24 protein-coding genes are annotated in these 23,049 nt (G+C 64.0%); 16 read left to right on the top strand and 8 right to left on the bottom strand.

The genetic code is table 11. The features are described from left to right. On the top strand, positions 1-947 hold a 947-nt coding region (gene eno / locus IGW04_RS12820), incomplete at its 5' end, for a phosphopyruvate hydratase (protein WP_194713477.1). Positions 948-999: 52 nt separating this feature from the next. Beyond that, positions 1,000-1,350 (top strand): cell division protein FtsB, encoded by a 351-nt coding sequence (gene ftsB / locus IGW04_RS12825; protein WP_194713478.1) that lies wholly within the window; start codon positions 1,000-1,002, stop codon positions 1,348-1,350. 326 nt (positions 1,351-1,676) lie between these two features. Here the strand turns inward: ftsB and hslO are convergent, their stop codons facing one another. Together hslO and IGW04_RS12835 are read right to left on the bottom strand one after the other, a co-directional pair. Next, positions 1,677-2,606, bottom strand: coding sequence for an Hsp33 family molecular chaperone HslO (hslO, locus tag IGW04_RS12830; RefSeq protein ID WP_194713479.1), 930 nt, complete (start codon positions 2,604-2,606; stop codon positions 1,677-1,679). Next, positions 2,606-3,130, bottom strand: coding sequence for a gamma carbonic anhydrase family protein (locus tag IGW04_RS12835; protein WP_194713480.1), 525 nt, complete (start codon positions 3,128-3,130; stop codon positions 2,606-2,608). Before IGW04_RS12835 ends, hslO begins: the two co-directional genes overlap by 1 nt. A gap of 54 nt (positions 3,131-3,184) precedes the next feature. Here IGW04_RS12835 and IGW04_RS12840 point away from each other — a divergent pair, with 54 nt between their 5' ends. Next, on the top strand, positions 3,185-4,009 hold the full coding sequence (locus IGW04_RS12840; RefSeq protein WP_194713481.1) for a ferritin-like domain-containing protein: 825 nt from the start codon (positions 3,185-3,187) through the stop codon (positions 4,007-4,009). Between the two features lie 74 nt (positions 4,010-4,083). Further along, on the top strand, positions 4,084-4,338 hold the full coding sequence (locus IGW04_RS12845; RefSeq protein WP_194713482.1) for a hypothetical protein: 255 nt from the start codon (positions 4,084-4,086) through the stop codon (positions 4,336-4,338). Positions 4,339-4,374: 36 nt separating this feature from the next. Here the strand turns inward: IGW04_RS12845 and IGW04_RS12850 are convergent, their stop codons facing one another. Further along, positions 4,375-6,060, bottom strand: a complete 1,686-nt coding sequence (locus IGW04_RS12850) for an acyl-CoA synthetase (protein ID WP_194713483.1) — start codon at positions 6,058-6,060, stop codon at positions 4,375-4,377. Positions 6,061-6,186: 126 nt separating this feature from the next. Here IGW04_RS12850 and IGW04_RS12855 point away from each other — a divergent pair, with 126 nt between their 5' ends. The 10 genes from IGW04_RS12855 to IGW04_RS12900 all read left to right on the top strand — a co-directional run bounded on the left by IGW04_RS12855 (position 6,187) and on the right by IGW04_RS12900 (position 15,140). Next, complete coding sequence (locus tag IGW04_RS12855; RefSeq protein ID WP_194713484.1) at positions 6,187-7,062, top strand: alpha/beta fold hydrolase; 876 nt, start codon at positions 6,187-6,189, stop codon at positions 7,060-7,062. Positions 7,063-7,148: 86 nt separating this feature from the next. Next, complete coding sequence (locus IGW04_RS12860) at positions 7,149-7,985, top strand: 3',5'-nucleoside bisphosphate phosphatase (RefSeq protein WP_194713485.1); 837 nt, start codon at positions 7,149-7,151, stop codon at positions 7,983-7,985. A 93-nt stretch (positions 7,986-8,078) separates the two neighbouring features. Next, positions 8,079-8,951, top strand: coding sequence for a protease HtpX (gene htpX / locus IGW04_RS12865; protein ID WP_194713486.1), 873 nt, complete (start codon positions 8,079-8,081; stop codon positions 8,949-8,951). Between the two features lie 60 nt (positions 8,952-9,011). Next, entirely contained in the window at positions 9,012-9,635 is a 624-nt protein-coding gene (locus IGW04_RS12870) for an L-threonylcarbamoyladenylate synthase (protein ID WP_194713487.1), read from the top strand. A 41-nt stretch (positions 9,636-9,676) separates the two neighbouring features. Beyond that, positions 9,677-10,333 (top strand): site-2 protease family protein, encoded by a 657-nt coding sequence (locus IGW04_RS12875; protein WP_194713488.1) that lies wholly within the window; start codon positions 9,677-9,679, stop codon positions 10,331-10,333. Positions 10,334-10,339: 6 nt separating this feature from the next. Next, positions 10,340-11,542: a tryptophan--tRNA ligase gene (locus tag IGW04_RS12880; RefSeq protein ID WP_194713489.1), complete on the top strand. Its 1,203-nt coding sequence runs from the start codon at positions 10,340-10,342 to the stop codon at positions 11,540-11,542. Continuing rightward, complete coding sequence (locus IGW04_RS12885) at positions 11,542-12,108, top strand: class I SAM-dependent methyltransferase (RefSeq protein ID WP_194713490.1); 567 nt, start codon at positions 11,542-11,544, stop codon at positions 12,106-12,108. The genes IGW04_RS12880 and IGW04_RS12885 overlap by 1 nt, the downstream gene beginning before the upstream one ends. 81 nt (positions 12,109-12,189) lie before the next feature. After that, positions 12,190-13,068: a 4-hydroxy-tetrahydrodipicolinate synthase gene (gene dapA, locus IGW04_RS12890; protein WP_194713491.1), complete on the top strand. Its 879-nt coding sequence runs from the start codon at positions 12,190-12,192 to the stop codon at positions 13,066-13,068. Positions 13,069-13,149: 81 nt separating this feature from the next. Then, the gene (gene bamC / locus IGW04_RS12895) at positions 13,150-14,340 is read left to right on the top strand and encodes an outer membrane protein assembly factor BamC (RefSeq protein WP_228527069.1); all 1,191 of its coding nucleotides are present in this window, start codon (positions 13,150-13,152) and stop codon (positions 14,338-14,340) included. Between the two features lie 14 nt (positions 14,341-14,354). After that, entirely contained in the window at positions 14,355-15,140 is a 786-nt protein-coding gene (locus tag IGW04_RS12900) for an MBL fold metallo-hydrolase (protein WP_194713493.1), read from the top strand. A gap of 142 nt (positions 15,141-15,282) precedes the next feature. Here the strand turns inward: IGW04_RS12900 and IGW04_RS12905 are convergent, their stop codons facing one another. Beyond that, entirely contained in the window at positions 15,283-15,570 is a 288-nt protein-coding gene (locus IGW04_RS12905; RefSeq protein WP_217344185.1) for a hypothetical protein, read from the bottom strand. A 228-nt stretch (positions 15,571-15,798) separates the two neighbouring features. Further along, a complete protein-coding gene (locus IGW04_RS12910; RefSeq protein WP_194713495.1) occupies positions 15,799-16,920 on the bottom strand; it encodes a ribosomal protein uL16 3-hydroxylase in 1,122 nt (373 codons plus the stop codon). 96 nt (positions 16,921-17,016) lie between these two features. Between IGW04_RS12910 and IGW04_RS12915 the strand changes: the two genes are divergently transcribed. Further along, entirely contained in the window at positions 17,017-17,556 is a 540-nt protein-coding gene (locus IGW04_RS12915; RefSeq protein WP_194713496.1) for an FKBP-type peptidyl-prolyl cis-trans isomerase, read from the top strand. Positions 17,557-17,640: 84 nt separating this feature from the next. On the opposite strand, the gene IGW04_RS12920 is transcribed toward IGW04_RS12915, so the two are convergent. The 3 genes from IGW04_RS12920 to IGW04_RS12930 all read right to left on the bottom strand — a co-directional run bounded on the left by IGW04_RS12920 (position 17,641) and on the right by IGW04_RS12930 (position 22,506). Beyond that, entirely contained in the window at positions 17,641-18,558 is a 918-nt protein-coding gene (locus IGW04_RS12920) for a hypothetical protein (RefSeq protein WP_228527070.1), read from the bottom strand. Beyond that, positions 18,555-21,143: a DNA mismatch repair protein MutS gene (mutS, locus tag IGW04_RS12925; RefSeq protein WP_194713497.1), complete on the bottom strand. Its 2,589-nt coding sequence runs from the start codon at positions 21,141-21,143 to the stop codon at positions 18,555-18,557. The genes IGW04_RS12920 and mutS overlap by 4 nt, the downstream gene beginning before the upstream one ends. A gap of 676 nt (positions 21,144-21,819) precedes the next feature. Next, positions 21,820-22,506: a response regulator gene (locus IGW04_RS12930; protein WP_323744853.1), complete on the bottom strand. Its 687-nt coding sequence runs from the start codon at positions 22,504-22,506 to the stop codon at positions 21,820-21,822. A 132-nt stretch (positions 22,507-22,638) separates the two neighbouring features. Between IGW04_RS12930 and IGW04_RS12935 the strand changes: the two genes are divergently transcribed. After that, the gene (locus IGW04_RS12935) at positions 22,639-23,019 is read left to right on the top strand and encodes a hypothetical protein (RefSeq protein WP_194713498.1); all 381 of its coding nucleotides are present in this window, start codon (positions 22,639-22,641) and stop codon (positions 23,017-23,019) included. Positions 23,020-23,049 lie beyond the last annotated feature (30 nt).

A 23,049-nucleotide genomic window follows, 5' to 3' on the forward strand; every position in this document is an offset into this window, starting at 1 on the left:
CCGTGTCGATGGCCGTGGCCAAGGCGGCTGCCGAGGAAGCCGGCCTGCCGCTGTACCGCTATTTCGGCGGTTCGGGTTCGATGCAGATGCCGGTGCCGATGATGAACGTGATCAACGGCGGCGCCCATGCCGACAACAACCTGGATCTGCAGGAATTCATGATCATCCCGGTCGGCGCGCCCAGCTTCCGCGAAGCGATCCGCTACGGCGCCGAGGTGTTCCATACGCTGAAGAAGATCCTGCACGAGAACAAGCTGACCACCGCGGTCGGCGACGAAGGCGGTTTCGCCCCGTCGGTCGCCAACCATGAAGCGGCGATCAAGCTGATCCTGCAGGCCATCGAGCAGGCCGGCTACGAGCCGGGCACCCAGATTGCGCTGGGCCTGGATTGCGCCGCTTCCGAGTTCTACAAGGACGGCAAGTACCGCCTGGACGGCGAAGGCCTGGCGCTGTCGTCGTCGGACTTCACCAACCTGCTGGCGACCTGGTGCGACAAATACCCGATCATCTCGATCGAAGATGGCATGGCGGAAAACGACTGGGACGGCTGGGCCACGCTGACCAAGACCCTGGGCAAGCGCATCCAGCTGGTGGGCGACGACCTGTTCGTCACCAACACCAAGATCCTGCGTGAAGGCATCCAGAAGGACATCGCCAACTCGATCCTGATCAAGATCAACCAGATCGGCACCCTGACCGAGACCTTCGCCGCGATCGAAATGGCCAAGCGCGCCGGCTATACCGCGGTGATCTCGCACCGTTCGGGCGAGACCGAGGACTCGACCATCGCCGACATCGCCGTCGGCACCAATGCGCTGCAGATCAAGACCGGCTCGATGTCCCGTTCGGACCGCATGGCCAAGTACAACCAGCTGCTGCGCATCGAGGAAGACCTGGGCGACATCGCCAGCTACCCTGGCCGCGAAGCGTTTTACAACCTGAAGTAACCCGCCCCCGCCGGCGGTGCGTGCCGCCGGCTGATACTTGCGAAGTGCGTCCATGCGTCTGATTCTGTTTAGTCTTGCGGCCTTGCTCATCCTGGTTCAGTTTCCGCTCTGGTTGGGCAAGGGCGGATGGCTCAGGGTTTGGGACCTGGACCAGCAGGTGTTCGCCGCGCAAAGGAAGAATGACGAACTGCGGGCACGCAACGGCAAGCTTGCTTCGGAAGTGCAGGACCTGAAGGAGGGCACCGGCGCGGTCGAGGAGAGGGCGCGTTATGAACTCGGCATGATCAAGGAAAACGAGATCTTCGTGCAGATCCTTGATCCGAACACCAGCCCGCCGCTGCAGGAAGTGGCGGCGCCGGTGAAGCCGGTGAAGAAACCGCCGCCGCGCAAGAAGCAGCAGTAAAAAAAGCGCCATCAAGCATGGCGCCTTTTATCTGGATCAAGCACCCTGTCCAACCCTCGTAGGGCGGAATACCCCGCAGGGGCATTCCGCAGACCGTCGATCACGGCAGAACTCCGCATTCCCTTGTCGTTCCACGGCCCGCGGTGCAATGCCCTTCGGGTATTGCACCCTACAACGTCTACGGTTGCGTAGGGCGGAATAACCCCGCAGGGGCATTCCGCGGATTGTCAATCACGGCAAGCTCGGCATTCCCTTATCGTCTCACCGCCCACTGTGGATACCCTCCGGCTATTGCACCCTGCGATGAGCACGAAAACGCCGCCTTTTCAATGCCGGCTCGGCCCTGGCGTTTGCAGTGCATCCACGGTCGACTCGGCCGCAAACAGCTGCGCGCAATCGACCTTGTCGAAGTCATAATGCTGCCCGCAGAAGTCACAGTCGATGGCCAGATGGCCGACCTCTGCAATCGCCGCCTCGACTTCCTCCTGGCCCAGCATCTTCAGCATGTTGCCCACCCGTTCCCGGTTGCAGGTGCAGTGAAAGGCCGGGCTCAGCGGATCGAATACCCGTATCGTCTCTTCCCAGAACAGCCGCCGCATCACCGTCTGGATATCGGTGCTCAGCAGTTCGTCCGGACGCAGCGTCGAGGCCAGCATCACCGTGCGGTCCCAGGCTTCCAGCGCATCGTCGGACGAAGGCGCGCCCACGCCGCCCTGTGTCGGCAGCTTCTGCAGCAGCAGGCCGCGCGACACCTGGTCGTCGGCCGCCAGCCACATCCTGGTGTCGAGCTGCTCGGAACGCATCATGTAGTTCTCGATGATCACCGCCACCGAGCCGCCGTCCAGCGGCACGATGCCCTGGTAGGGCTGCTGGCCGGGCAACTTGTCCTTGGGGTCGAGCGTGATGGCGAAGCGGCCGTTGCCGTTACGGTTGACCAGTTCGGTCAGCGTGATGTCGTCCGCCACCACCGCATCCGGCGCCAGCTTGGCGGTGGCGCGCATCTTCAGCTCGGCATCGCATTCCACCACCAGCAGATGCAGCGGGCCGTCGCCATGGATCTGCATCACCAGCGCGCCATTGAACTTCAGGTTGGCAGACAGCAGCGCCGCGGCTGCCAGCATCTCGCCCAGCAGCGCGCGCACCGGGCGCGGATAGTCGCGCCGGGAAAGGATCTCGCGCCAGGTGTCGGAAAGCTCCACCAGCTCGCCGCGCACAGGCGTGTCTTCAAACATGAATTTCTGCAGGGTATCTGTCATCAGTCGATTCGCTTCAGGCTAGTCTTGAAGTCCTGCGCTCGCTGTACATAACCGGCGCTGGGGCGTTGAAGGCCGGCGACTTCCTCGTCCGAAAGTATCCGCGCCACTTTGGCAGGCGAACCGATGATGAGCGCATTGTCCGGAAACTCCTTGTTTTCCGTGACCAGCGCACCGGCGCCAACCAGGCAATTGCGGCCTATCTTCGCGTTATTCAAGACCACCGCCTGAATCCCGATCAGCGTGTTGTCGCCGATGGTGCAGCCATGCAGCATTGCCTGATGGCCGACGGTTACGCCGCGTCCCAGCGTCAGCAGAAAGCCGGGATCGGTATGCAGCACCGCCGATTCCTGGATGTTGCTGTTCTCGCCGATGGTGATCTGGTCGTTGTCGCCACGAATCGTGACATTGGACCAGACGCTGGTGTGCGCCTCCAGCTTGACCCGCCCGATCACGGTCGCGGTTTCCGCTACGTAAGCGGTCGGATGAACGTCAGGGACGAGGTCGCCCAATTGGTAAATGGCCATGAATTTTTCGTAGAATGGAAGGTTTTTGACGAGCCGTATTTTACCGCCGCCTCCATGAATTCACCGACCACCGAACAAGCCATCAACGAGGAATTGCGCGCCGCTGCCCTGCACTGGCTGCTCGAAGCCGATCCGGCCAGCAAGGTAGCGGGCGTCACTGCATTGCGCCAGCGCTGGCTGCAGGGAACTGTGCGCCTTGCGTCCGAGCTTGAACTGGCCGCGCCGCCCGGCGTGCCGGGCCGGCCGGCCCGGCCGCAACTGGTGCCGCCGCTTTCAGTGCAGCGGCGCTCGATGCGCACGGTGGAGGGCAGGGCGGCACTGCTGCATGCGCTGGCGCATATCGAGTTCAATGCGATCAACCTGGCGCTGGACGCCATCTGGCGCTACGCCGGCATGCCGGCCGATTACTACGCCGACTGGCTGCAGGTGGCGGCCGAGGAGGCGCATCACTTCTCGCTGCTGTCGGCGCACCTGGCCACGCAGGGCCATGCCTACGGCGACTTCAGCGCACACAACAGCCTGTGGGACATGGCCGAGAAGACCGCCGGCGATGTGCTGGCCCGCATGGCGCTGGTCCCGCGCACGCTTGAAGCCCGCGGGCTGGATGCGTCGCCGCCGGTGCGGGCCAAGCTGGCCCAGGCCGGCGACCTGGAAGCGGCCGCCATCCTCGACATCATCCTGCGCGACGAAATCGGCCATGTGGCCATCGGCAACCGCTGGTACGGCCACCTGTGCCGCGCGCGCGGGCTGGAGCCGGTGGCGACCTACGCCGAGCTTGCCAGCCGCTACAAGGCGCCGCCGCTGCGCGGGCCGTTCAACATGGAAGCGCGCCGCGCCGCCGGATTTTCCGAGTTGGAGCTTGCGCAATTGGGCTGCTGATAGCGGATTGCGGGCTGCGGCGGCAACGCTACACTGCAATGTACAGATCAACGCACAAACATCGGGAGTTCGACATGAAAACACCAGTTACCTCGGCGATCGCGCTGGGCATGCTGCTGGCCGCGCTGGCGGGCTGCCAGCGCAACGATACGGCGCGCACCGAAGGGCCGGCCGAGCAGGTAGGCCAGAAGATCGACCAGGCCGCGGTCAAGGCCACCGAAGGCATCAACAAGCTGGCCGAGAAAGCCGGCGCCGGCATGGAAAAGGCGGGCGAGAACATTCGCAAGGAGGCCGAACAGGCCCAGGCCAAGAACGGCGAGAAGAAGTAGTCCCCGCCGCGCCGGCTGGTTCCAGGGAACGGAACTTCAGCCCGCCGGCGTCGCCTGCTGCGCTTCCCGCTCGCGCAGTACCCTGCGCTGCACCTTGCCTGTGGTGGTCATGGGCAGCGCATCGAGGAACTCGATTTCCTTCGGGTATTCGTAGGGCGCAAGCTTGCCCCGCACATGTTCCTGCAGTTCCGCCACGAGGCGCTGGCGGGCGGCCTCGTCGGCAATGCCCGCATTCTCGGCCAGCACGATGAACGCCTTGACGATATTGCCGCGCTCCGGGTCCGGCTTGGGCACCACCGCCGCATTCCCCACCGCCGGATGCTTGACCAGGCAGTTCTCGATTTCCGATGGGCCGATGCGGTAGCCGGCGGCCTTGAACATGTCGTCCGCCCGTCCCTGGTACCACAGATAACCATCGGCATCGCTGCTGGCCAGATCGCCGGTGCGGCACCAGTCGCCGCTGTACTTTGCCGCGGTCGCCTGCGGATTATTCCAGTAGCCGAGGAAGAACACCGGGTCGGGATGGCCATGGATGTCGGTGCGGTGCAGCGCCACTTCGCCCACCACGCCGGGCGCCACCGGATTGCCGTCGTCGTCGATCACCGCCACCCGGTGGCCGGGGTAGGGCCGGCCCATGCTGCCCGGCCGCGCCGGCCAGCGACCGGCGCTGTTGCCGACGATGTAGTTCATCTCGGTCTGGCCGAACATTTCATTGACGGTCACGCCCAGCGCATCCTGCACCCAGTGGAAGACCGCGTCGCCCACCGCTTCGCCGGCGCTCATGATGGCGCGCAGCCGCAGCCGGAAATGCTCGCGCGGCGCCGGGATCGCCTTCATCATCATCTTCAGCGCAGTGGGGAACAGGAAGGTGTTGGTGACGCCGTATTTCTCCATCAGGCGGAAGGCCGTTTCCGCCGAGAAGCGGCCGCGGTAGCCGACGATGGGCATGCCGAAATACAGCGATGGCAGCAGGGCGTCCATCAGGCCGCCGGTCCAGGCCCAGTCGGCCGGCGACCAGAACACGTCGCCCTGCTGCGGAAACCAGTTCTGCGAGGCGACGAAGCCGGTCAGGTTGCCCAGCAGGGCCGATTGCGGCAGCAAGGCTCCCTTGGGCGCGCCGGTGGTGCCGCTGGTATAGATCAGGATGGCCGGATCGTGTGCGCCGGTCGCCACCGCTTCCAGATTGCCGTCCGAGTCCGCCAGTTCCGATGCCCAGTCCAGTTCGCTGTCGCACTGTATGCCGAGCAGCCGCCTGAGCGCCGGGCAGTCGCGGCGCACCTCGTTCATCGCCGCAATCGCTGCCTGGTCGACGATGGCCATCGTAGCGGCGCTGTCCTGCAGCCGGTAAGCCAGCGCTTCCGGGCCGAACAGGATGGACAGCGGCATCGCGACCGCGCCGATCAGATGGCAGGCAATATGCGCCACGGCGGTTTCCGGGCGCTGCGGCAGCACGATGGCGACCCGGTCGCCGCGGGTCAGGCCATGCCGGAGCATGACCTGCGCCAGGCGTTTGGCATCGCGCAGCAGGTCGGCGTAGCTCAGGCGCGCGGCATTGCCGGCATCATCCTCGTAATGGATGGCGATGCGCTGCCGATCGCCTGCCCAGCGGATGCAGCACAGCTGCGCGATGTTGAAGTCGGGCGGCACGTGCCAGTGAAAGCCCTGGTAGAGCGTGTCATAGTCGTCGGTCGCGGGCGCAGCGTTGTTGCTGGCGGATATCATGCTGTCTCCATTATAATTATCGAACGATCGTTCTTTTTGAGCTGCTTTTCGGCAAGGTTGGCAGAAGAGCGACCGTATTATCGCTTGGCGCCTCTTTCCCCACCAGACACCAGACACAAGTTCACCATGAAACCATCCCGCTCCGAATTCCTGACCATCCGCCGCCTGCGCTACCACGTCCGGCACTGGGGCGACGCCGGCGCGCCCAAGCTGTTCATGGTGCACGGCTGGATGGACGTGTCCGCCTCGTTCCAGTTCATGGTCGACTGCCTGAAAAAGGACTGGCATGTGATCGCCCCTGACTGGCGCGGCTTCGGGCTGACCGAGTCGGCCCATTCCGACACCTACTGGTTCAACGATTACCTGGGCGACCTGGACGCAATACTCGACCACTATGCGCCGAACGAAGCGATCAACCTGCTCGGCCACAGCATGGGCGGCAACGTGGTGACGACCTATGCCGGCGTGCGGCCGCAGCGGATTGCGCGGCTGATCAACCTCGAAGGCGTGGGCATGCCGACCAGCCGCCCGGAACAGGCGCCGCGTCGCATCGAAAAATGGCTCAATGAATTGCGCACGCCGCCGGCGATGCGGTCCTATGGCTCCCAGGCCGAGGTCGCGGCGCGGCTGCAGAAAACCAATCCGCGCCTCTCCGACGAGCGCGCCGCCTTCCTGTCGGGCCACTGGGCGCGTGAAACCGCGCCAGGCGTCTGGGAAATCCTGGGCGATCCGGCCCACAAGGGAATCAGCCCGCTGCTGTACCAGCGCGACGAAACCATGGCCTGCTGGGCGCGCATCGAAGCGCCCACGCTGTACATGGAAGCCAGCGATACCGACCTCTGGCGCTGGATGGGCGCGCGGGAAGAGGCCAGGCTTGAAATCGACCGCCGCATCGCCACCATACCGAAGGTGACTTCCCGCATGATAGAAAACGCCGGCCACATGCTGCATCATGACCAGCCCGAGATCCTGGCCGACATCATTGAAGGCTTTCTGGCTTAGAGCAATAACAAGCTCCTGTGCCAGCGGCCGCGCAACCGCCAGCGTACAATCATGCCTTCCCAAGCAGAACCTGGTCCCGATACCGCATGCGCAACTTTGATCTTCACTGTCATTCCAATGTGTCCGACGGCGTACTCGCGCCCGCGTCGCTGGCGGCGCGCGCCAAGGCGCACGGCGTCGATGTCTGGGCGCTGACGGACCACGACGAGGTCGGCGGCATCGCCGAAGCGCGCGTCGCCGCCGCATCGCTGGGCCTGCCTTTCGTGCCCGGCGTGGAAATCTCCATCACCTGGGCCGGCCAGACGGTGCATATCGTCGGCCTGCATGTGGATGAGCGCAACCCGGTGCTGCTGGCCGGCCTGGCCCGCACCCGCTCGGGCCGCGAGCTGCGCGCCCGCGAAATGGCCGAGCAGCTGGCTGTGGCCGGCATACCTGCTGCCTATGAGGGCGCGCTGGCCTATGCCGGCAACCCGGACCTGATTTCCCGCACCCATTTTGCGCGTTACATCATCGACCGCGGCATCTGCCGCGACGTGCCGTCGGTGTTCCGCAATTACCTGATCGAAGGCAAGCCCGGTTACGTGCCGCATCGCTGGGCCACGCTGCAGCAGTCGGTCGAATGGATCAGGGCGGCCGGCGGCACCGCCGTGATCGCCCATCCCGGCCGCTACAATTTCGATCCGATGGCCTACGATGCGTTGTTCTCCGAGTTCAGGGACCTGGGCGGCACCGCCATCGAGGTCATCACCGGCAGCCACACGCCCGACCAGTACGACGAATATGCCAGGGTCGCGCAGCGCTACGGCTTCCTGGCCTCGCGCGGCTCGGACTTCCATGGCCCGGGCGAGTCGCGCGTCGACCTTGGCGCGCTGCCGCCGCTGCCATCCAGCGTCACACCGGTCTGGCACGACTGGGTTATCTGAAGTTGGCTGAAGTTGGGTTCCGGCCGGGCGCCGGCTCTTGAAGAGCCCGGCGCCCGGCCGCATATGCAGGGCGTTCAAAGGGGAGACCAAGCAATGAAACGAATTTTCCTGTTTTTGGCGACGAACATCGCGGTGCTCGTCGTGCTGTCCGTGGTGCTGTCGCTGCTGGGCGTGAACCGCTTCCTGACCGGCTCCGGGCTCAACCTGCCGATGCTGCTGGTGTTCTCGGCAGTGGTGGGCTTCACGGGTTCCATCATCTCGCTGCTGATCAGCAAACCCATGGCGAAATGGTCGACCGGCGCCCAGGTGATCGATGCGCCCGCCAATTCCACCGAGCTGTGGCTGCTCGACACGGTGCAGAAGCTGTCCGACCGGGCCGGCATCCGCATGCCCGAAGTCGCGGTCTACGAAGGCGAGCCGAATGCCTTCGCCACGGGCGCCTTCAAGAACTCGGCGCTGGTCGCCGTCTCCACCGGCCTGCTGCAGGGCATGACGCGCGACGAGGTCGAGGCCGTGCTGGGCCACGAGATTGCGCACATCGCCAACGGCGACATGGTGACCATGACGCTGGTGCAGGGGGTGGTCAACACCTTCGTGGTGTTCCTGTCGCGCGTGGTCGGTTACGTGGTCGACCGTGCGATCTCGCGCGACAACAACAGCGGCCCCGGTATCGGCTACATGGTCACGGTGATGGTGTGCCAGATCGTGTTCGGCATTGCCGCGTCGATGATCGTGGCCTGGTTCTCGCGCCATCGCGAGTTCCGCGCCGACGCCGGCTCGGCACAGCTGCTGGGCAGCCCGCAGCCGATGGTCAAGGCATTGGCCCGCCTCGGCGGCGTCGAGCCCAGCCACCTGCCGGAATCGGTTGCCACGCTGGGCATCCATGACAAGCCCGGTTTCCTCGACCTGTTCTCGACCCATCCGCCGATCGAGCAGCGCATCGCCGCGCTGCGCGGGATGCGCTGAGTCGGCAGTCATTTTCATTCCAGGAGGGCGGCGGCGTGAAGCTTCCGCCTTTTTTATTCGATGAGCCAATTTTTCCAGATCCATCCAGACAATCCCCAGCTGCGCCTGATCAGGCAGGCAGCCCAGATCATCCGGTCCGGCGGCATCGTCGCCTTGCCGACCGACGCCTGTTACGCGCTGGTGACACGGCTCGACGACAAGGCCGCGGTCGACCGCCTGCGCCGCATCCGCGGCATCGACGACAAGCACCACCTGACGCTGCTGTGCCGCGACCTGAGCGAGATCGCCCAGTATTCGCGGGTCGACAACCGCCAGTACCGGCTGCTCAAGGCTGCCACGCCCGGCGCCTATACCTTCATCCTGGAAGCCACCAAGGAAGTGCCGCGCCGCCTGAGCCACCCGTCGCGCAAGACCATCGGCCTGCGCGTGCCGGACAACGCCATTGCCCAGGCGCTGCTGGAAGAGCTGGGCGAGCCGCTGCTGGGCACCACCCTGATCCTGCCAGACGAGGAACACCCGCTGTCCGACCCGGAAGAGATCCGCGATGGCCTGGAAAAGGTGATCGACCTCATCATCGACGGCGGCGCCTGCCAGCTTGAACCGACCACCATCATCGATCTGAGCGGCAGCGAGCCCATCCTGGTGCGCCAGGGCCTGGGCGATGCCGCACCGTTCGGGCTCTGAGCTGGCCAGACCCACAATTTGCCTCTGTTAAAATCCGTGCGATGAACAATCTGATCCAGACCTTTGCCGTCTACGCGCTGCCCATCCTGTTCGCGATCACGCTGCACGAGGCCGCGCATGCCTATGCGGCGCGCTACTTCGGCGACAATACCGCCTTCATGGAAGGCCGCATGAGTCTGAATCCGGCCAAGCATATCGACCCGGTAGGCACGCTGCTCATTCCCATCGTGCTGTTCTTCGTCGGCAGTCCCTTCCTGTTCGGCTATGCCAAGCCGGTGCCGGTGGAATACCGCAACCTGCGCAATCCCAAGCGCGACATGGCCTGGGTGGCGCTGGCGGGACCGGGCGCCAACCTGCTGATGGCCTTTTTGTGGATGGTTGCCGTGATCGTCTTCGGCATGTTCATGGATGCCGGCGACTACTTCATGCGCATGGCGCAGGCCGGCATCCTGACCAACCTCGTGATCTTCGCATTCAACCTGTTCCCGGTGCCGCCGCTGGACGGCGGCCGGGTGCTGACCAGCATCCTGCCCGCGCCCTATGCCTACAAGTACGCGCAGCTGGAAAACTATGGCTTCTTCATCGTGCTGGGCCTGGCCATGCTGGGCTTCCTGAAGTACTGGATGGCGCCGGTGATGATGGTCGCCAACACCGCGCTGATGGCGCTGATTTCCCCCCTGACTTTTCTTTTGAGCTGAACCAACATGTACCCTGATCGCGTAGTCTCCGGCATGCGCCCCACCGGCGTAATGCACCTTGGCCATTTCCACGGCGCCCTGAAGAACTGGGTGAAGCTCCAGTCCGAGCATGAATGCCTGTTTTTCGTCGCTGACTGGCATGCCCTGACCACGCACTACGACGATCCGAGCATCATTGAAAAAAGCACCTGGGACATGGTGATCGACTGGCTGGCCGCCGGCATCGACCCGGCGCAGTCCACCCTGTTCATCCAGTCCAAGGTGCCCGAGCATGCAGAACTGCACCTGCTGCTGTCGATGACCACGCCGCTGGGCTGGCTGGAGCGGGTGCCGACCTACAAGGACCAGCAGGAGAAGCTGGCCGACCGCGACCTGGCAACCTATGGCTTCCTCGGCTATCCGCTGCTGCAGGCGGCTGACGTGCTGATCTACCGCGCCAGCATGGTGCCGGTGGGCGAGGATCAGGTGCCTCACATTGAAATGATGAGAGAACTGGCGCGCCGCTTCAATCACATTTACGGCAAGGAAAAGGATTTCGAGGAAAAGGCGAAGGAAGCGGTGAAGAAGCTGGGCGGCAAGCGCGCCCGTCTCTATGCAGAGCTGCGCACCGAGTTTCAGGAAAAGGGCAGCGCTGACGCCATCGAGCAGGCGCGGGCGATGCTGGACGAGGCGCAGAACCTGTCCATGATCGACCGCGAGCGCCTGTTCGGCTATCTCGAAGGCAGCCGCAAGCTGATCCTGGTCGAGCCGCGCGCCTTGCTGACCGAGGCGTCCCGCCTGCCGGGTCTCGATGGCCAGAAGATGTCCAAGAGCTATGGCAATTCCATCGGCCTGCGGGAAGACCGCGAATCGGTCACCAAGAAAATGCGCACCATGCCGACCGACCCGGCGCGCGTGCGCCGCACCGACCCGGGCGAGCCGGAGCGCTGCCCGGTCTGGCAGCTGCACAAGGTCTATTCCGACGAGCCGACCAGGCAATGGGCATCGACCGGCTGCCGCAGCGCCGGCATCGGCTGCCTGGAATGCAAGCAGCCCGTGATCGACGCGGTGCTGAAGGAGCAGGAGCCGATGCGCGAGCGCGCCCAGCAATACCTGGACGACCCGACGCTGGTGCGCGCCATCATCGCCGACGGCTGCGAGAAGGCGCGTCGCATGGCGCAGGAAACCATGCGCGACGTGCGCGAAGTCATGGGCCTGTCCTACAACTGATGGCGGCGCATGCTCCCGTGGCTGCCGCCTCGCCCTGGGTGCGGCGTTTCGCGCCGCTGATCCCGCCGGGCGAGGTGCTGGACCTGGCCTGCGGCAGCGGGCGCCATGCCCGCCTGCTGGCCGAACTGGGCCATCCGGTGCTGGCGGTGGACCGCGACGAACAGGCGCTGGCTGCCTGTTCCGCGCCCGGCATCCGCTGCGAACTGCATGACCTGGAAAGCGGCGCGCCATGGCCGTATGCCGGGCGCCGGTTCGCCGGGATCGTGGTGACCAACTATCTGCACCGGCCGCTATTGGCGCCGCTGCTGGACGCGCTGGCGCCCGGCGGCATGCTGATTTATGAAACTTTCGCGGCGGGCAATGGCCAATATGGCAGGCCGTCCAGCCCGGATTTCCTGCTGCAGCCAGGCGAACTGCTCGAACAGGTCAGGCTGCATGGCAACGGCATGCGGGTGCTGGCTTACGAGGATGGCTACCTGGCCCAGCCCAAGCCGGCGCTGGTGCAGCGCATCTGCGCGCTGCGCTATGATCCCGATGCCGATCCGGTGCGCTCGCTGACCTTGTAACCGAATGTGGATGTGCGGTACCGCCGTCCAACGGTATCCGCTACAATCGTCCCCTTAAACAATTTTCCCTCATACAACATCATGATCCAGGGCAGCATCGTAGCAATCGTCACTCCCATGCATGCCGACGGCAGTCTCGACCTGCCCGGCCTGCGCAAGTTGATCGACTGGCACATTGCCGAAGGCACCGATGGCATCGTCATCGTCGGCACCACCGGCGAATCGCCCACGGTGTCGGTGGAAGAGCATTGCGAACTGATCAAGGTGGCGGTCGAGCATACTGCCCGCCGCATTCCCATCATCGCAGGCACCGGCGGCAACTCCACCGCGGAAGCGATCGAACTGACCCGCTATGCCAGGGAAGTCGGCGCCGATGCATCGCTGCAGGTGGTGCCGTATTACAACCGCCCGACCCAGGAAGGCATGTACCAGCATTTCAGGAAGATCGCCGAGTCAGTCGACCTGCCGGTCATCCTGTACAACGTGCCGGGCCGCACCGTGGCCGACATGTCCAATGAAACCATCCTGCGCCTGGCCCAGGTGCCGGGCGTGGTGGGCGTCAAGGAAGCCACCGGCAACATCGGCCGCGACACCGACCTGATCCGCCTGGCGCCGGCATCCTTTGCCGTGTATTCGGGCGACGACCCGACCGCGATGGCACTGATGCTGTGCGGCGGCAAGGGCAATATCTCCGTCACCGCCAATGTGGCGCCGCGCGCCATGCATGAACTGTGCGTGGCCGCCATGGCCGGCAACGTCGCCGAAGCGGTGCGCATCAACAACCGCCTGCTGCCTCTGCATAACAAGCTGTTCGTCGAGCCCAACCCGGTGCCGGTGAAGTGGGCGATGGCGGAAATGGGCCTGATGGAGCATGGCATCCGGCTGCCGCTGGTGCCGCTGGCCGACGGCCTGCACGAGACGGTGCGTGCGGCGCTGCGCGAGTCCGGTGTATTACAATAGCCAGCTTTGCTGGTCCGGGGCGGCCATGCCGTCCCTTCTTTCTGATTCAGCACGACCATGACCTCTCGGAAGATCACCCCTATGGCAGAACGCAGCACCGTGCAGCGCAGCATCGCTTATGCGCTCGCCCTGGCCAGCCTCGCTGGCTGCGGCTCCATCAATTCCTCCTTCGGCACCCTGCTCGAACCGGAACGCATCGATTACAAGAGCGCGTCGACCGCTGTCAGCAAGGGCAAGTCGCTGGAAGTGCCTCCCGACCTGACCCAGTTGCAGCGTGATAACCGTTATGCACTGCCCGAGTCCACCAACCGCGGCACCGCTACCGCATCCGGTTTCAACATGGCGCAAAGCGCCACGGCGGCTGCACCTGCGGCGTCCGCCACGGCGACGCCGGTGGCGCCCCGCGTGACGGAGCAGGCCAGGGTGGAACGCGACGGCAGCCAGCGCTGGCTGGTGGTGAAGATGGCGCCGGAAGTGCTGTGGCCGCAGGTCAAGGAGTTCTGGCAGGACTCCGGCTTTCTGATCGCTTCCGAAAATCAGGAAGCGGGCGTGATGGAAACCGACTGGGCGGAAAACCGCGCCAAGATACCCGAAGGCTTCCTGCGCAATACGCTGGGCAAGGCGCTGGATTCCTTCTACTCCACCGGCGAGCGCGACAAGTTCCGCACCCGGTTCGAGCGCACCGCCGACGGCGGCACCGAGGTCTACATCAGCCATCGCGGCGCGCAGGAAGTGCTGACCGGCGTGGAAAAGGAAAGAACCGTCTGGACGCCGCGTCCGGCCGATCCCGAGCTGGAAGCCGAATTCCTGTCGCGCCTGCTGGCACGCCTGGGCGTCGAGAATACCCGCGCCAAGGCGCTGGTCGCCAATGCCCCGCCAGTCGATCAGTCGCGTGCCAAGCTGGTACGCGCACCCAACGGCGGCGTGGTCCAGGTCGACGAAAGCTTCGAGCGCGCCTGGCGTCGCGTCGGACTGGCGCTGGACCGGGTGGGCTTCACGGTCGAAGACCGCAACCGCTCGCAGGGCGTGTATTACGTGCGCTACGTGGACCAGAATCAGGACGCCAATGGCAAGGTCGCCCAGAAGGGCTTCCTGAGCCGGCTCTTCTCCAGCTCCAAGGATGACAAGTCCAAGCAGGCACAGCGCTACCAGATCTCGGTCAAGCCGGCCGGCGAGGTCAGCCAGGTCAGCGTGCTCAACAACGAAGGCAATCCGGAAACCTCCAAGACCGGCGATCGCATCCTGGCCTTGCTGACCGAGCAACTGAAGTAAGGACGGGTAAGGGTTTGAGATTTGCCAGTCTGGGCAGCGGCAGCGAAGGCAATGCGCTGCTGATATCGGGCGGTTCCGCGCCCGGCGCCGCCCGTACCAGTGTCATGCTGGACTGCGGCTTCGGTATCCGCGAAACCGAACGCCGTCTGGCGCGCCTGGGCATGCTGCCGGGCGAGCTCAACGGCATCGTCGTCACCCACGAGCATTCGGACCATGTCGGCGGCGTGTTCAAGTTTGCCCGTCGTCACCGGGTGCCGGTCTGGCTGAGTTACGGCACCTGGCAGGCAGTACAGCGCGACTGCCATGATGTGACCATCAATATCTGTCGCGATGGCGACGCCGTGCAGATAGGCGAACTCGAACTGACGCCGTACACGGTGCCGCATGATGCCCGTGAACCGGTACAGTATGTGATCGATGACGGCAAGGCCCGTTTGGGCGTGCTGACCGATGCCGGCCAGTCCACGCCGCACCTGGTGCAGGCGCTGGGTGGCTGCGATGCGCTGGTGCTGGAATGCAATCATGACCGCGACATGCTGGCCAACTCACGCTATCCCTGGTCGCTCAAGCAGCGCATCGGCGGCGCCTATGGGCACCTGTCGAACGACACCGCGGCCGATATCCTCGCGGCGCTCGACCGCAGCCGGCTGCAGCGCATCGTTGGCGCGCATCTGAGCCAGCAGAACAATACCCCTGAACTGGCCCGCCAGGCGCTCGAGAGCGTGCTCATTGGCGGCGGGCCCGACATCATGATCGCCTGTCAGGCCGAGGGCTTCGGCTGGACCGGCATCGAAGCCTGAGCGCCAGGCCGCTCTGAAGGCGTGCATCGTGCCTCTGGCCGATCAATCGCCTGTGCCGCCTTCCTGTTCCCATGCGGTTCTCAACGCTTTCACTAGACGAAAAAAAACCGGCCAGAAGGCCGGTTTGAGATCGCTAGGCTGATTACTTGGCGGCAGCAGCGGCGCTGGCGGCTTCGGAAGCTGCGGAAGCAGCAGCGGAAGCGGCTGCAGCAGCGTCGGATGCGGCGGAAGCGGCTTGTGCAGCAGCAGCGTCAGCGGCCGGAGCAGCGGCAGGCGCTTCAGCAGCCGGTGCAGCAGGCGCGGCAGCCGGAGCAGCGGCAGGCGCTTCAACAGCCGGTGCGGCCGCAGGAGCAGCAGCTTCTTCTTTCTTGCCGCAAGCAGACAGAGCAACAGCAGCCAGCAGGGTAGCGATCAGATATGTTTTTTTCATGAAATTTCCTCAGTGGATTAGCAATTTACGACGAATGGTTTCCGGTGGTATCGCTCGATAGGCATACAGAGCCCGTGTCGGGTATTCAATGATGCACCGCACAAGCCAGATTTCCTAAGCCAGCCATTATAGCGGAATCATTTGCCATTGGGATAAAGCCAACTTCTCCGGCGAACGCAAAAACCGGTTTTGCTCCGCCTTTTATGTAACAAAAGTTTACGAACGGCATTACCCCGGTGACAACCATCCATCTTCGTACCATGTGTACAAGGCTTCCTGGACATCTTCCGAACTTGCTGCCACTTCCTCGCCGCTCAACGACCGTTCATTAGCCAGTAGCAGTAGCGCCTTGCGATCGGCGCGACCGATGGCGAATGACTCGCCATTAATGAAAAGATGCTTGCCGGCATACAGCATGCTGGTCTTGCGCGACAGCTTCACACCCTTTTTCAGCACGCGCTGGCGAAACTTGGCGGGCTGCAGTAGAGGACTCGGGGCATCGAAGTACACAGCCGGCTTGGGCTCGGACATGTATTCGCCAAGGAAAATCGCGATATCGTCTTCCGTAAAGCGCACCTTCGCCAGTTCCGCGGCAACGGCGTCGAGCATAGGTTTGCCGATTTCCGCCGGATTTTTCGCGGGCGACAGGTCCGGGTCGGCATACCGGCCGGGCAGGTCGATGCTGTCGGCCATGAACTGCAAAAAGGCTTCCCCAAGTTCCTGGTAGGCCGGCGCGCGAAAGCCAATCGAATAGGTCATGCATTCGCCGACCGCCGTGCCGTCATGCGCGTAATGCGGCGGCAGGTACAGCATGTCGCCCGGCTCCAGCAGGAATTCCTCTTCCGCCTCGAAATTGGCCAGGATCTTCAGCGGCATGCCTTCCACGAGCGACAGGTCTTTCTGGGCGCTGATGCGCCAGCGGCGCTGTCCATGCGCCTGCAGCAGGAATACGTCGTAGGAGTCGAAATGCGGTCCGACGCCGCCGCCATCGCTGGCATAGCTGATCATCAGGTCGTCAAGCCGCACGTCGGGAATGAAGCGGAACTGCCGCAGCAGGGCGTCGGCCGCATCGTCATGCAGATTCACGCCCTGCACCAGCAGCGTCCAGTCCTTGCGGGCCGGATCGGGGAGAGTGGCCTGCGGGCCGGACTGCAGGTTCCACTTGCCGCCGTCGCGCGTGATCAGCCTGGACTCGACGTCGTCCCGCGCGGCGAGCGCAAACAAATCGTCCCTTGGCAGCAAAGGCCGGAAACCCGGTAGCGCTTGTCGGATCAAAAGAGGTTTCTTGTGCCAGTAGTCGCGTAAGAACTGGGCCGGCGTGATATCGCCTAACAGGGTCATTTTTTTCATGGCGGTATTATCCCGGAAACGGGCAGCAGCAGGTCAGCCCAATGGCATCCGACGCGCCGCGTATAATCGCCGTCATATTCACTGAAAGGAAGGGTCATGAAGATTGCCAAGAACACCGTAGTGACGGTCCACTACAAATTATCGGATGCCCAGGGCAATCTGATCGAGGAAAGCAGCGAACCCATGGTCTATCTGCATGGCGACTACGAAAACACGCTGCCGGCAATCGAAGCCGCACTGGACGGCAAGGAGCAGGGCTATCAGGGCCAGATCCAGGTCGAGCCGGAAGATGCATTCGGCGAATACGACGCCGAGCTGGTCAAGGTAGAGCCGCGTAACCGCTTTCCCGAAGACACGCAGGTCGGCATGCAGTTCGAGGGCATGCCCGACTCGGGCAGCGAAGAGGAAACAATGATCTTCACCGTCACCGATATTGCCGACGACAAGGTCGTTCTGGATGGTAATCATCCGCTGGCAGGCATGGCGCTGCGCTTCGAACTCAATGTGACCGAGGTCCGCCCTGCAACGGACGAGGAAATCGCGCATGGCCATGTGCATGGCGCCCATGGCCACGGTCATCATGACGACGATGACGACGATGAAGGCGACGCCTTCCGTACGATACAGGTCCACTAGACCGGCATTCACGCCCGGCACCCGGGCGGCCCCGCTCAGCCAATTCGTGCAAACGAAACCGCGAGCGGGGCCTTTTCTTTTTGGTTAACGCTCGCTTAGCGAGAACAGCGTTGCGTCATCCGGCCTGACATTGACCTTGAGCCATGCCGCCGGCAGGGCCAGTTCCCCGAGATTGCCGCGCCAGCGGATGCTCTTCGGCGCCGGCAGGCGGGCGCTGCCATGCACTACCAGCACCTTGCCGCCATAGCTGCCGGCCAGCGCCAGAATCTGGCGCCGTACTTCAACGAAGCCATCCCGCGTGCCGTCCGGACTTCGTACGCCGGTGCGTCCCGACAGCACCGCCGGGTTGCCGTCACAGAACAGGACAATGCCATCCCGCTTTTCCCGCTGGGCGAAGGTAAAGGTGCGCTGCAGCCAGTAACGATTGGCGATCAGCCTGTCTTCGAATTCTCCATTGCGGCCGGCATCGGTCAGGTAATGGTTATTGGGTGCCGGCAGGTTGATGGTGGCGAACACGATATTGCCCACTTCCCAGCGCGCATTTTCGGCATAGCTGCGGAATTTGCTCGAGGTCGACTGGCGCGACAGCGGAAGCCGGGTCGCGCCAAAGCTCATCTCGTCCTGAAAATACACGTCCCTGACCCGGGTGAGCCGTTCCATCGCCGCCGGACGGCCATTGCTGCGCTTGCAGTCGGCCCAGTCGCTTCCAGCCAGCGACAGCACCACGCCGTTCTTGGCCTGGGACAGCAGCGCCAGGCGCTGGTCGTAGAGCGCGTCGCCGCAGGGTTCATCCGCCGCCTTGACGCCATTGACCACCACGAAGGCTAGGTTGTCCGCGTCGCTCTCGATGATGGCCTTGCGCATCAAGCCGTCGTCGGCCGCGCCGCGAAATACATGGCCAATGGCGCCGAAGCTGAATGGCATGGGCTGGGCTGATGCTGGCGCCGCAGGCAGGGCCAGCGCCAGCATCAGCGCCATGCAGCGCGCATGCAGCGCAGTCATTCGCCTTCTTGCTGCAACAGCGCTTTGAGGCGGTACAGGGCGTCCAGCGCCTCGCGCGGCGCCATCGCGTCCGGATCGAGTTCGGCCACGGCCTGCGCCAGCGCGCCCGGCGCAGGCGGCGCCTCGTCTTCCGGTTCGACCGGGGCGGCGGAGAACAGGTCGAACTGTGGCGACGGCTGCATCGAATGCGCTTCCAGTTCTGCCAGGTGGCGGCGGGCGGCACGGATCACCGCCGGCGGCACGCCGGCAAGCTGTGCCACCTGCAGCCCATAGCTTTGCGAGGCCGGGCCGGGCTGCACCGCATGCAGGAAGACGATGCTGTCCTTGTGCTCCACCGCCGACAGGTGCACATTCGCCGCGGACGGATAAGCCTCCGGCAACTGCGTCAGTTCGAAGTAGTGGGTGGCGAACAAGGTGAAGCTGCGGGTGGTTTCGATCAGGTGCCTGGCGATTGCCCAGGCCAGCGCCAGGCCGTCGAAGGTCGAGGTGCCGCGGCCGACTTCATCCATCAGCACCAGCGACTGGGCGGTTGCGCCGTTCAGGATGGCCGCCGACTCCGTCATCTCGACCATGAAGGTCGAGCGCCCGCCGGCAAGGTCGTCGGCTGCGCCGATGCGGGTATAGATGCGGTCGATCGGCCCGATGGTGGCGCTGGCCGCGGGAACGAAGCTGCCGACATAGGCCAGCAGCGTGATCAGCGCAACCTGGCGCATGTATGTCGACTTGCCGCCCATGTTGGGGCCGGTGATGAGCAGCAGGCGCTTGTCGTCGCCGAGCACGCAGTCATTGGCGATGAAGCGCTCGATCGTGTTTTCCACCACCGGGTGGCGGCCCTGCTCGATGGCGAGCATGGGCTCGTCGACCAGCAGCGGCGCGCACCAGCCATGGCGCAGCGCATGGCTGGCCAGGGACATCAGCACGTCGGTCTCGGCGATTGCACGGGCCACCGACTGCAAGGTGTCGATATGCCCGGCCAGGTCGCGCAGAAGCTGTTCATACAGCAGCTTTTCACGGGACAGCGCGCGCTCCTGAGCCGACAGCGCCTTGTCCTCGAACGCCTTCAGTTCGGGCGTGATATAGCGCTCGGCATTCTTCAGGGTCTGGCGGCGCCGGTAGTCCTCGGGCACCTTGTCGGTCTGGCCGTGGGTGACTTCGATGTAGAAGCCATGCACCTTGTTGTATTCGACCCGCAGGTTGGCAATGCCGGTGCGTGCCCGTTCGCGGGTTTCGAGGTCGAGCAGGAACTGGCCGGCATTCTGCGACAGGCCCCGCAGCTCGTCGAGTTCCGCATCGAAGCCGGCCGCGATCACGCCGCCGTCGCGCACCATGGCGGCCGGCTCCGGCATGATGGCGCGCGTCAGCAGGTCCAGGCAGGCATCCGGCGTGGCCAGCCGGTTTCCCAGGCTGACCAGCAGCGACGCGTCCGCATCGCGCAGGCAGCTGTCGATGCAGCCGCGGATGGCGGGCAGCTGCTGCAGGCCGCGCGCCAGGCCGGCCAGGTCGCGCGGCCGCGCCGACAGCAGGGCGATGCGGGTGGTGATGCGCTCGATGTCGGGCACGTCGCACAGGCTGTCCGACAGGCCGGCGCAGCCGTCGGCGCGCAGCAGCGCATTGATCGCGGCATGGCGCCGCTGCGCAATCTGGCGCTCGCGCAGCGGATGATGCAGCCAGTGGCGCAGCATGCGCGAACCCATGGTGGTGCGGCAGTGATCGAGCAGCGAGAACAGGGTGGGGCCGGGGTCCTGGCTGCGCAGCGACTCCGATAGTTCCAGGTTGCGCCGGGTGGCCGCGTCCAGGCCGATGAATTCGTTTTCCCTTTCCACCGTCAGCGAGCGCACATGCTGCAGGCTCTGGCTTTGCGTCGACTGCGCATAGCGCAGCAGCGCGCCGGCGGCGCCCAGCGCGGCATGCAGGCCGTCGGCGCCGTAGCCGGACAGCGTGGCCGACGACAGTTGCGCCAGCAAGGCCTTTTCGCCGGCAGGCACGTCGTAATGCCAGGCCGGCACCGTGGTCGCATGCGCCACCCACTCGGCATCGGCATCGCAGTCTTCGCCCAGCAGGATCTCGGCCGGCGCGATGCGTTCCAGTTCGTGCCGCAGCCGCGCCTGCACGAAGCCGGGTTCGCCGGAGAACTCCAGCAGGCGCAGCGCGCCGCTGGCCATGGACAGCCAGGCCAGGCCAATCGACATGGTCTTGCGCTGGGCATGGCGGCACAGCGCCAGCAGCGGGCGCTCGGCCTTTTCCGGCAGCAGGTCGGCATCGGTCAGCGTGCCGGGCGTGATGATGCGCACCACCTTGCGCTCCACCGGGCCCTTGCTGGTGGCGGGGTCGCCGATCTGTTCGCAAATCGCGACCGATTCGCCGGCCCGCACCAGCCGCGCCAGGTACTGGTCCACCGAATGGAAGGGCACGCCGGCCATCCTGATCGGCGCGCCATTGGACGTGCCGCGCTGCGTCAGCGTGATGCCGAGCAGGCGGGCCGCCTTCTCGGCGTCGTCGAAGAACAGTTCGTAGAAGTCGCCCATGCGGTAGAACAGCAGGATGTGCGGATAAGCGGCCTTGATGCGCAGGTATTGCTGCATCATGGGCGTCTGTTTATCGATGTTTTGCAGAAAGCTGGTATTTTCAGTGGGTTTCAACGCTGTGTCCGTCCGATTGCTTGCCTGTTGCGCCACGGCCTTGGGCCGAACGCGTGCTTGCATGCAATAAAGTAAGGGTGTCGGGCTGGCACTGCCGTGATGCAGCAGGCCAAAGACAGGATTGTATGCGACCGGCTACGCCAAAGGGAGACTGGGGCATCACGCAAAGTGCGGTCCGGGCATGCCCTGGATGGCGCAGTACGCTCCAGATTGCGGCAGCGGCTTGCCAGGCAGGCAGTCCTGGTATGCCGGGCAGCCATGAGAAGCCGGGGAAGTCGTGTCGCGGCGCCGTTTCCACGCCTTGGCAATCAGCGTCAGTTCCAGTTTCAGGCGGTGGGGATCGGCGCCGCCGTGCATGAGCGCGGCCAGTACCTGCGCGACGAAATCGGGATAAAGGAACCGGAGCGGAGGAACTGGCGCGCGCTGGCGTTGACTGCGGCAGACAGGCGCGCCACGGCTGGCATCTCCGCCCGGCGCGCGAAAGTCGCGCAGGCATCGTCGGGCATCATGCGGCCAAGTGCCAGCTCCAGGCCGGATTCCCCGGCCAGCGGAATGGCCGGAGACCGGCTTGTGGCTGATCCGGTCGACCGGGTCACCGATTGCCTGACAGTCCCCCAAGAAGCTAGACCAGTGAACGCACTGCCGCGCGCTTGGCCTTCTGCGCATGGCAGGCGCGGATATAACCCTTCAATTCCTCGTAGACGATGGGCTTGGGGAAGTAGGTGACGCCTTTGGGCAGACCGCCCCTTGCGTCCAGTTCTTCCAGGCTGAGGCTGGTCAGCACCGCAATATTGATGTCCGATAACTCTGAATAGGACATCACGGTTTGCATCACCTCATAACCGTCTATGCCCCGCATGACGATATCCAACAGGAGTATGTCTGGCCGCACGCCGGCGATATCGATCAGGGCCTTGTAACCGTTCTCGCACATCCTGACCTCGATCGGCATCTGCCATGAGGCGAGTTGTGCCTCATAAATGCCGCGTTGCACCGGATTGTCTTCAACGATCAGCACGGTGAAACGCTCATCACCCTGAGGCGGCGTCTTGCCGATGGTCGCCTTGTAGGCGTGCACGGCAGCGAGTGGAATGCGGCGATGGCCGCCGCGGGTCTTCCAGGCTTCGATTTCCCCCGACTCGACAAGATGCTGCACAGAGGTCACCGACATGCCGAGCAACGTTGCTGCTTGCTGGGTAGTGCACACACCTTCAGTCATATTGGACTCCGCATTCATGATTTTGTTAATTCTCATAAAAAATAACAAATATGTCAAATTATTGAATTTCTCAACGCTTTGACCTATCATGTCGTTTCCATGAGGACATAGTTATGAGTCGTAAAGGCTATTTGTCGAAAACAACAGTTTTCCATAAATGATGATTCTCATTCTTTAATTCGCGTTCCCACGATGCAGGACGCAACAGCAACGTTGTGCGCAATGACACCTGAAAAAACGGATAAGGAAAAAACGATGAATGACTTGGAATCGGTGGCTGGTTCGTCTGCTAGCTGCAACCATGGACCGATGCTGGATGCGTTGATGGCCAACCTGAAAGTGACAAGCGATGCTGCTCTGTCGCGCAAGCTAATGGTGCCGCCGCCGGTAATCAGCAAGCTGCGCAACAACAAGATTGGCGTTTCGGCAGGACTCCTGGTGCGGATTCATGATGTGACTGGCATGTCGATCAACAAGGTCAGGACCATGCTGGGTTTGCCGATTCCACAGCCACGCGAAGGCAGGACACTGAAGAATGTCGTCTACAGCCCGATCGCGCCGCTGCCTGCCAGAAAACGCCGTACGGCGCGCAACGCGGAGTAAGTAATGCAACAGCGCCGCTGTCGCGGCGCT

The organism is Noviherbaspirillum soli, from assembly GCF_015352955.1.
In the GTDB taxonomy this organism is placed as follows: domain Bacteria; phylum Pseudomonadota; class Gammaproteobacteria; order Burkholderiales; family Burkholderiaceae_D; genus Noviherbaspirillum_A; species Noviherbaspirillum_A soli.

Coding starts and splice junctions, on each gene's coding strand:
- ftsB (WP_194713478.1), top strand. CDS start 1,000: ATGCGTCTGATTCTGTTTAGTCTTGCGGCCTTGCTCATCCTGGTTCAG.
- hslO (WP_194713479.1), bottom strand. CDS start 2,606: ATGACAGATACCCTGCAGAAATTCATGTTTGAAGACACGCCTGTGCGC.
- IGW04_RS12835 (WP_194713480.1), bottom strand. CDS start 3,130: ATGGCCATTTACCAATTGGGCGACCTCGTCCCTGACGTTCATCCGACC.
- IGW04_RS12840 (WP_194713481.1), top strand. CDS start 3,185: ATGAATTCACCGACCACCGAACAAGCCATCAACGAGGAATTGCGCGCC.
- IGW04_RS12845 (WP_194713482.1), top strand. CDS start 4,084: ATGAAAACACCAGTTACCTCGGCGATCGCGCTGGGCATGCTGCTGGCC.
- IGW04_RS12850 (WP_194713483.1), bottom strand. CDS start 6,060: ATGATATCCGCCAGCAACAACGCTGCGCCCGCGACCGACGACTATGAC.
- IGW04_RS12855 (WP_194713484.1), top strand. CDS start 6,187: ATGAAACCATCCCGCTCCGAATTCCTGACCATCCGCCGCCTGCGCTAC.
- IGW04_RS12860 (WP_194713485.1), top strand. CDS start 7,149: ATGCGCAACTTTGATCTTCACTGTCATTCCAATGTGTCCGACGGCGTA.
- htpX (WP_194713486.1), top strand. CDS start 8,079: ATGAAACGAATTTTCCTGTTTTTGGCGACGAACATCGCGGTGCTCGTC.
- IGW04_RS12870 (WP_194713487.1), top strand. CDS start 9,012: ATGAGCCAATTTTTCCAGATCCATCCAGACAATCCCCAGCTGCGCCTG.
- IGW04_RS12875 (WP_194713488.1), top strand. CDS start 9,677: ATGAACAATCTGATCCAGACCTTTGCCGTCTACGCGCTGCCCATCCTG.
- IGW04_RS12880 (WP_194713489.1), top strand. CDS start 10,340: ATGTACCCTGATCGCGTAGTCTCCGGCATGCGCCCCACCGGCGTAATG.
- IGW04_RS12885 (WP_194713490.1), top strand. CDS start 11,542: ATGGCGGCGCATGCTCCCGTGGCTGCCGCCTCGCCCTGGGTGCGGCGT.
- dapA (WP_194713491.1), top strand. CDS start 12,190: ATGATCCAGGGCAGCATCGTAGCAATCGTCACTCCCATGCATGCCGAC.
- bamC (WP_228527069.1), top strand. CDS start 13,150: ATGGCAGAACGCAGCACCGTGCAGCGCAGCATCGCTTATGCGCTCGCC.
- IGW04_RS12905 (WP_217344185.1), bottom strand. CDS start 15,570: ATGAAAAAAACATATCTGATCGCTACCCTGCTGGCTGCTGTTGCTCTG.
- IGW04_RS12910 (WP_194713495.1), bottom strand. CDS start 16,920: ATGAAAAAAATGACCCTGTTAGGCGATATCACGCCGGCCCAGTTCTTA.
- IGW04_RS12915 (WP_194713496.1), top strand. CDS start 17,017: ATGAAGATTGCCAAGAACACCGTAGTGACGGTCCACTACAAATTATCG.
- IGW04_RS12920 (WP_228527070.1), bottom strand. CDS start 18,558: ATGACTGCGCTGCATGCGCGCTGCATGGCGCTGATGCTGGCGCTGGCC.
- mutS (WP_194713497.1), bottom strand. CDS start 21,143: ATGATGCAGCAATACCTGCGCATCAAGGCCGCTTATCCGCACATCCTG.
- IGW04_RS12930 (WP_323744853.1), bottom strand. CDS start 22,506: ATGATAGGTCAAAGCGTTGAGAAATTCAATAATTTGACATATTTGTTA.
- IGW04_RS12935 (WP_194713498.1), top strand. CDS start 22,639: ATGACACCTGAAAAAACGGATAAGGAAAAAACGATGAATGACTTGGAA.